Here is a 7,812-nt window from a genome sequence, read left to right as displayed (position 1 = left end):
GCGGCTATAACCGCGACAACAATTATCCCCCCCGTGAAGGCGGCTATAACCGCGACAACAATTACCGCCCCCGTGAAGGCGGCTATAACCGCGACAACAATTACCGCCCACGCGAAGGCGGCTATAATCGCGATAATAATTACCCACCGCGCGAAGGCGGCTATAATCGCGATAACAATTACCGCCCACGCGAAGGCGGCTATAACCGCGACAACAATTACCCCCCACGTGAAGGCGGCTATAACCGCGACAACAATTATCGCCCACGCGAAGGCGGCTATAACCGCGATAATAATTACCGCCCGCGCGAAGGCGGCTATAACCGCGACAACAATTACCCACCGCGTGAGGGCGGCTATAACCGCGACAACAATTATCGCCCGCGCGAAGGCGGCTATAACCGCGACAACCGTGATAACCGCTATCAAAACCGCGATCGTCAACCCCGTTTTGATCGCACTCCCCGTCGCCAAAGCCCACCGATTACGATTGAAGAATCACTTTTTCTTTTGCCAGAACACCCATTGACACAAGACTTTCAACGTGCAATCGGTATGGCCAAAGGCACCATTTTAGAAGTCGATCCCCGCAAAAAACGAGGCGTGATCGAAATCGAAGGCTTTAAATATAAATTCGAAGACGAACGTCGGCGTGATCTTCAGAACAAATACCCGATTCAGAAATTTCTGGAACGTGAAATTATGTTTGCTTTTTGGCCCACTTATTCTCAAAAAGCAGCGCAATACCGTCAGATTGATGAAGCTCCGACGATTAAAATTGCCAATCTGCGTCGTACCCTGCCCGTTGAAAATGCAGTTGAAATCATTGGCCAGGTGCTGATGATCGAGGACACACTTTTTGTCATGAGCGTTTTCAGCGCCAGTCAGAAGAAAAAATATATGGTGACGATCAACGGCAAATATCCGGGTGAAAGCAACGACTTTATCCAAATGATGGGTGAGTTGCGCAATGGTGGGATTGTCTATAAGAACCATGCTGTGCTTTCTGGGCCTGTTTCAGAAACCGCTCAACCTGTGGTTCAGGCTGAATAAATCCAGCGGGCCGATGATGCCGTAAAGTGGTGCTTTTCACTCCAAGGCATTGTTGGGTTGGGCGTTTTTGAAACAAGTATTTTACTTTTCCATGCGATAATAGGAATGATTGAAGGTCATTCCTGTGCTTGTTTATCAGGAACGGCCCTCGGTTAAGATTTGAGAGAAGGCAGTATGGCCTATGTCAGTGCCCCAAGGAATCGTTCCTTTAATTAAAGCATTTCAATTGGCTCAGATTTCTGAGCAAGAATATCTTCTGGGTTTAGAGCGGGCTCAGGCCCAATGTGAACAAAAGAAAGCCCAATTGATGACCTCTGCTGTTCGCGCACAGGATCGTCAGGATTGGGAGCAAATCATTCGCCCAGGTCTTTTGGCCTGTTTGGACGTGATGGCGGGTGCTGCGCTTGAAGCGCGGGAATACGTGCATCAACGCGATCCCCAGATTTTAGAGAATATTGTGATGCTTTTTGCCCAAGTCGATCAGGCCACGGCCATGATAGAACAACGCCTGGGAACTGTTTCTTCAGAAACAAAGGCCCTGGTGGGGGAGATCTTGACCGATCTGCAGCAGGATTCTGTGCAAATGACTAAAAATCTCAAGGGTTCTGCAGATACCACGATTTCTATGTTTGATTAATTTTGGAGGATTGAAGATGCCAAGTGTAAATAATGTCAACCAAGCCCAAGCGGCGCAAAAAACGGAAGAGTCAAGTGCGCAGAAAGGCTTAGACAGTCTGCGTACTTTGCGCAATGTTGCGCTGGGTACTGCCGCTGCCGGCGGAACTGCGCTGGCTGCTGAAGCCGCCAGTGTGATTGCCTTGCCCGCTGCTCTGCCCACAGGAGCAATTACCGTTGGCGCTTTGGTGACAGCGGGTGCTGCCCATGCTGCACTCAAACTGGGTGAGTGGATGAATTCAATAACTCAGCAAACCAACGATGCCATGAAAAAAGCCACAGGCGAATAAATCGTTTTAAGCCTCTTTGAGGGCGTGAATTTCTCTGACCAGTTCGTGAATCCGCTGCTGGTCAGGGGACTTTACTAAATAGCCTCCATACCCCATCACAGGATAAAAAATCTTGGCCATATTTTGATGGTGAATGATTTCCTTGCTGAATTTTTGCATAATCTCATCATGACTGAGTTGGTAGTTCTGTCTATGTTTGCGGCCAATATAAGCTGCAAAATAGTTTCGGCTTGGTGTTTGGTGCAGCGCTCCCGTTAGGATCATCTCTGCATAGCCTTTGTAAAGATCCATATCATTGGCATAGTTAAACAAATCCATAGACAGGCCTCCTGGGGGCCGAATATTGACTTCCAGCGCAACCCAACGTCCATCGGGACGATGAAAAAATTCAAAATGAAAAAATCGTTCCCGAATGCCAAAGGTTCTGACTACTTTTTGCCCCAAGGCCTCTAATTCTGCTGGAATTTCTCTGAGTACCATATGGTAAAGATCCAGATCTTTGTTGACGATTTCCATGATGCCATGGTTAAAGTATTGGCTGGCTGAAAACAGAATTTTGCCCTGGGAATCGGTCAGGCCATCAAAGGAATAAAGTTCACCCTCGATAAATTCTTCGATTAAATAGGCGGTGCCATCGCAGAAAGGAATAAACTGACGTAAATCTTCCTCAGAGCTCAGTTTCCAGGTACGGGCTGCACCCACGCCAATATCTGGTTTGACGACAACGGGATAACCCGTTTTTTGGATAAAATCACGGCATTCTTTTTCTGTACAGACTTTTGCACCCTCCGCGACAGCGATGCCTCCTTGGCGGTAAAGCACTTTCATGCGTTCTTTGCTTTTGATATCCCGGATATTTTCTGCGCGGGGGCCAGGAATATCAAAAACCGTGCGCAAATGGGCTTCTGTTTCGAGCCAGTATTCGTTGTGCGATTCCAAGCGATCAATTTTTCCATAGCGCTTGATAAAATGCTGGCAAGCTGCTTCCAACTGGGAGAGATTGTGCATATCTTCAACCCGGTAATATTCCGTCAATAGTGTTTGAAGTTCAGGCCCCAATTCTTCCCAGGGACTGTCTGAAATGCCCAAAACCTGAACATTGGCTTCTTTCAGACGCAGCCAAAAGGTTTTAAAATTGGGGGGGAAATGGGGGGAAAGGCAAACAAAATGGGTCATGGTGATTTCCTTTTTTTCTGAATTGAGAGCTGCAATAAGTGGTGATAAGTATTGTATCGTCAATTTTGATAAATTATTGCGGCGCAAGCACTCTGATTTCGTGCAGATTGAGAAAACCCGCATTGCCAATAAAGCGCAGATGAATGTATCGACCGTGGCTGTTCGCGGGCAGTTCAAGCGCCTGATAGCCTGATAATTTGGCACTGATTTCGGCTGTTGAGGCTGGGCTTTCCGCGCTGTCTGTTATCGAAATTTGGGCAGTGGCAGAAAAACCGCTGCTGGCAATGACCACGGCACCCACCGTGTGTGACTTAGATAAGTCCAGAAGCAGCTCGATGGCTTGGTTTGATTTGAGTTCAAAGGCTTCTGAGAGTTGATACTCATAAAGACCATCATGAAATTGGGGCCAGTTTTTGCCTCCACTTTGGGCCAAAAAAATCGGAATCACATCGACAATTTTCTCTGTTTTAAAATGCCTGACGCTGCTTCGCGCCTGATAGTCTGGGTAATTCGCACTGATGCTCCAATGGTAGCTGGCTTGGTTTTCTAAAAGGTTTTGAGGAACAACCTGGCTTTGAAGTGTAGAGGTTGTTTGGCTCCAAATCACGCCATAACCGTCTCTGCTTAATTCAACCCCATAGCTGTCGGGCGTTTCATGGGCGGCTTTCCAACTGAATTGTGGTGCCGATTTGAGCCGGGCCTGATCAGGTGGGCCAGACAGGGCGTTCCAAAAACGCATCGGGCTCAATTCAGTTTCTGGACTGAGCAAACGGATATTTTGCTGAACGGAGCTGCCATTTTCAGCTTGGGCTTGAACCTTGATCTTTTCAGCTTGATTGAGTAAACCCTTGCTTTCAAAGCCGAGCAGACTGATGGCAAAGATTCCTTGGGGATTGGTTTTTTCAGTATAGGTCTGTCGTGAAGTTTGAAGGGTAACCTTTCCCTGGAAGGGGGTGCCCTCTTCATCAGATAGTTTGCCGGTGAGTTGGATCTCCTGTTTGTCTCCCAGGGGGGACTGAAGCAGAATGCCACAGCCTGAAAACATCAGGCTGAACAATAGAAACAGAGGCAAAGAACGCATGGCGGGTATTCTCCATTTAGAGATAGGGGGATATTAGGATCAGGGACGTGTTTTGAAGGGGAAATAGTTCCCTCTTGCCCCAGTTTGGATGGGTTTTATTTGCCAATGCTTAAAAATTTAGCGTTTAAACAGATGATTTTTTTCTCTTGTTGTTGGAATGTCACATTTTTGTGACGATAGGCCGGTACAATAGGTTGACAGTTCTATAACTGGAGATTACAACATGCCCAGAGCGACGAAAACTCGCCCAGCATCCCTGCCAATGACTGTGGCTTCTGCCATTGAATCACAATCTCTCCCTTTCTGGGAGATTGGTAAACCCCAAGCCGTTTTCGAAACCCTTGCAAATCAAGAAAATATTGTCGGTGACGTGCTTGATATTGGCTGTGGAACGGGTGAAAATGCTTTAATGTTGGCCTTGCGTGGCCATATGGTTTGGGGAATCGATATCTCTGAAAAAGCGATTGCCACAGCACGTCAGAAATCAGTGGATTATCAAGCTGAAGCTACGTTTGTGGTAGGCAATGCGCTGGAATTAGAAGTACTGGGTGAAGGTTTTCACACGGTCATCGACAGTGGACTTTTTCATTTTCTAACGGATAAGGAACGTAAAAAATATTTACGTGGCTTGGCCCATGTCATGTTTCCTGGCAGTCGCTTTTATCTGCTCTGCATGAGCGAGCATGAGCCCGGTGAAGAGGGGCCCCGTCGCATTTCACGTAAAGAACTTGAAAAGACCTTTGAAGCGGGATGGAAGATTCACCGCATCGAAGCCAGCAGCTTTGAAACACGAACCCATCAGGCCCAAGCCTGGTTGGTGACGATCGAACGTCTTTAACTGCAATTTAGCCTGGATAAAAGCCGATTTGTTTAAGTTCCAGATCGGCTTGAAAGGCTCTCTGACCTGCGACAATTCCGATCCGGGTCAAACGTTCTAAATTGAGCGGGTGCCCTGTTCCCACCGGATAAAACAATTCAAAGGGAATTTGATGTATTTCCCAATCCGGGCAGGGATAAAAGGGCGCGCGATAGTGTTGCCAGGGCATGCTCAGTTCTTTGGTGCGCAGATGAATATACCAACCCTCACGTTGATTGGCCCGTGCGAGCAGATGTACCCCCCGAAAATGTCGGGCATCAAAAAGATAGCGCGAATGAATCAGGGGCAGGGCCAGTTGAATAAACCCCCCTTGGTTTTCCAGACTGATCTTGCCTCCAAAATGCAGCAAGGGGCCATCAGGGCTCTGTTGATGGCTGGCCTGAGCTTGAGAAATGCCTCCCATGACCTGATCTGAAAAAACAAACCACTCGGTGCCAAACAGGGAGACTTCGTCTTCGCGGCTGAAGTCATCGAGTAAATAGGCCATGCGTCAGCTCCATCCTTTTTTTCATTACTTTAGCATGTGTCAGGCCTCTCTCCAAGCAGAAAGGCCAAGTCACGTGCTTAAAGCATGAATTTCGCTGAGAATTTTACGCAATTGACTGGCCAGCGTGCTTGCAAAAACACGCGCCAATGAAACTTGGGGCGGTTGCATATCCGGGCGCGTCATGGCTTCGGTTAAAAAGGGATCCATGACCACGGTGCGAACCAGGGCCAAGGCGTTTTCATGGTTTTCAAGCGGGCGGCCTGAGATTCTTTGCCAGGTTCTCGCGATTTGCTCTCTTCCATAGGTTTCAGCTTCCAGACGGGTCATGGACACAATAAAATCTTGGGTTTGCTGAGGAAGAACCTCACGTGCCAAGAGGCGTTGATAGAGTTCTGTGACCAAATGATTGGATTGGCTGAGGCTGATGGGCGAACCTTTCCAATGGCCGCTGAAGGTATAACAGAGGATATTCAAATCTGCATCGGGGGTGACAAATCGGCAGTGAATACCAGGGAGTTCCTCCGCAATGACCTGTTTCAGGGTTTCTTGTAAATAGGTTGCCCCCACCAGGGTGCCGGCGACCAGACGGCCATGTCCTTCACGGTTTAGCGGGACCGTTTGATGGGCCAGCCAGACAGCTGCTGATGTTGCCCCCGGACGTGAGCCTTCAAGGGTGTATTTGCCTGGGTAAGGGGTATTCCAATAATCTCCATCCAGCATGGGCTCTGCATTGAGGTAGGGGGCATCACAGCGGATAAACTCACGTGCGCGATAGTCCTGATAGGCGACTGAACCCGCAGGATAGGGGAGATACCCCAGTTTATGCGGGTCCAATGAAATGGAATCGCATTGAGAGAGCGCATTGGAGACGTTCAGCCAACGCTGACAACGATTTAAATCCCAGGCTAAAAAGCTTTTTTCACCACTGCGTGTTTGAGCGCTGCGGGCCACGTTTTGTAAAAAGGCCTGGAGTACAGCGGCAGGTTCCATGACTTCTTCCTGCCCCTGATCCAGAAGCGAGAGCGCATAGCCACCGTAACAGGCATCGCCATGCAGCCAGAAACTGCCTTTGCCGGCATTTTCAAATTCTTTGCGCAGGTTGACCAATTGATCGAAATCGTCGAGTGCGCCCTCTTCTGTCGAACCGTAGACACCTGTAACCGCAAGCAGCAGATCCTCTTCGGGCAGATTGAAGAGCGTTTCACGCAGGGACTGAATATCCAGGCGCAGGTGCTGATCCAAGGGGATTTGAAGGGCTGCACTTTCTCCCAAACCCAAAAGGCTGAGACTTTTACGTAGCGAATAGTGGGCATTTTGGCTATAGGCAATGCGTAAATTCCATGGAGGGGCGCCTAACTCAAGATGACAAGCCTGAGAAAACCCAATCAAACCCAAGTTGACGACGGATACCTGATTGAGCAGGTAAGCCAGTTCTGAATCCTGTGCAGCCTTTTCCATCAGCTGAGCGGAAAGGGTGAGGGTTTGGTGTACAGGCAGGCGTGAGGGCTTGTCCCAGGGAAAATCGGGAATCAAGCTTTCTACACACTGTTCCAAACGGGCTTGGAGCTCTTTATCTGCGCGCTGACGGGCCAGGGCTACCTGCCAGGGGAAAAGACGCACATTGCGGGCCACCCAGAGGGCTTCAATATTGGCGACGGTACCCCCGGAACAGAGGTGTCCCCAGGCTTTTTCGGGGCTATAGCCTAACATTTTGACGATCATTTTCAGGGCGTCGGCTTCAAAACGGGTTGTGATCGTGGCTGCTTCGCGGGTGATATTGTTTTGGTTATAAAACATCGCTGCGATATACCCCAAAGTGCCAGGCATGAGCAGATCTTTGGCCATATGTCCCAGGTAACGCGGGCTGAAAAAGGGAATACTGCGTTTGAGTTGGGAAAGCATTTCGAAGAGGTGATCGCTCAGGGTTTCCTGATATTGTAAAAACTCAGGTTGCAGGCGGTCTTCTGAACGGATATAGGCCATGTCTTCGGGGTGAAAGTTTCGCCGCCAATAGCAATAGTCACGAAAGGTTTCAAGCAGGGTGCGTTCAAAATATTCTTGGTTTTCGGCTTTGGGGCCTAAAAACCAAGCTTTGGGTGAGGGCGTTTGCATGGGGTGCTCCTGAGGAAGTTGAGCTTTGGGGCTCTAGATGCTGTATACCATGTCTGCCTGTT

The 7,812-nt window shown here is 48.9% G+C and carries 7 protein-coding genes and 1 pseudogene (1 of these 8 only partly in view); 4 read left to right on the top strand and 4 right to left on the bottom strand.

From position 1 onward, the window contains the following. The 3 genes and pseudogenes from COW20_04345 to COW20_04335 all read left to right on the top strand — a co-directional run. A pseudogene (locus tag COW20_04345) lies at positions 1-293 on the top strand (translation initiation factor IF-2) (it extends 187 nt beyond the left edge of the window). Positions 294-1,233: 940 nt separating this feature from the next. After that, positions 1,234-1,689 carry a hypothetical protein gene (locus COW20_04340; GenBank protein PIW49886.1) on the top strand — a complete coding sequence of 152 codons (456 nt, stop codon included), beginning with the start codon at positions 1,234-1,236 and terminating at the stop codon, positions 1,687-1,689. A gap of 16 nt (positions 1,690-1,705) precedes the next feature. Then, complete coding sequence (locus COW20_04335; GenBank protein PIW49885.1) at positions 1,706-2,017, top strand: hypothetical protein; 312 nt, start codon at positions 1,706-1,708, stop codon at positions 2,015-2,017. Between the two features lie 6 nt (positions 2,018-2,023). On the opposite strand, the gene COW20_04330 is transcribed toward COW20_04335, so the two are convergent. After that, a complete protein-coding gene (locus tag COW20_04330) occupies positions 2,024-3,316 on the bottom strand; it encodes a carboxylate--amine ligase (GenBank protein ID PIW49884.1) in 1,293 nt (430 codons plus the stop codon). Further along, a complete protein-coding gene (locus tag COW20_04325; protein PIW49883.1) occupies positions 3,267-4,274 on the bottom strand; it encodes a hypothetical protein in 1,008 nt (335 codons plus the stop codon). Before COW20_04325 ends, COW20_04330 begins: the two co-directional genes overlap by 50 nt. A gap of 223 nt (positions 4,275-4,497) precedes the next feature. Between COW20_04325 and COW20_04320 the strand changes: the two genes are divergently transcribed. Beyond that, complete coding sequence (locus COW20_04320) at positions 4,498-5,112, top strand: SAM-dependent methyltransferase (GenBank protein PIW49882.1); 615 nt, start codon at positions 4,498-4,500, stop codon at positions 5,110-5,112. 7 nt (positions 5,113-5,119) lie between these two features. On the opposite strand, the gene COW20_04315 is transcribed toward COW20_04320, so the two are convergent. Both COW20_04315 and COW20_04310 read right to left on the bottom strand, forming a co-directional pair. After that, positions 5,120-5,638 (bottom strand): hypothetical protein, encoded by a 519-nt coding sequence (locus COW20_04315; protein PIW49881.1) that lies wholly within the window; start codon positions 5,636-5,638, stop codon positions 5,120-5,122. Positions 5,639-5,707: 69 nt separating this feature from the next. Further along, complete coding sequence (locus tag COW20_04310; GenBank protein ID PIW49880.1) at positions 5,708-7,750, bottom strand: hypothetical protein; 2,043 nt, start codon at positions 7,748-7,750, stop codon at positions 5,708-5,710. Positions 7,751-7,812 lie beyond the last annotated feature (62 nt).

It is taken from the genome of bacterium (Candidatus Blackallbacteria) CG13_big_fil_rev_8_21_14_2_50_49_14, from assembly GCA_002783405.1.
Taxonomy (GTDB): domain Bacteria; phylum Cyanobacteriota; class Sericytochromatia; order UBA7694; family UBA7694.
Note: the sequence above shows the minus strand (reverse complement) of the source record. Positions and strands in the feature narration are given on the sequence as shown.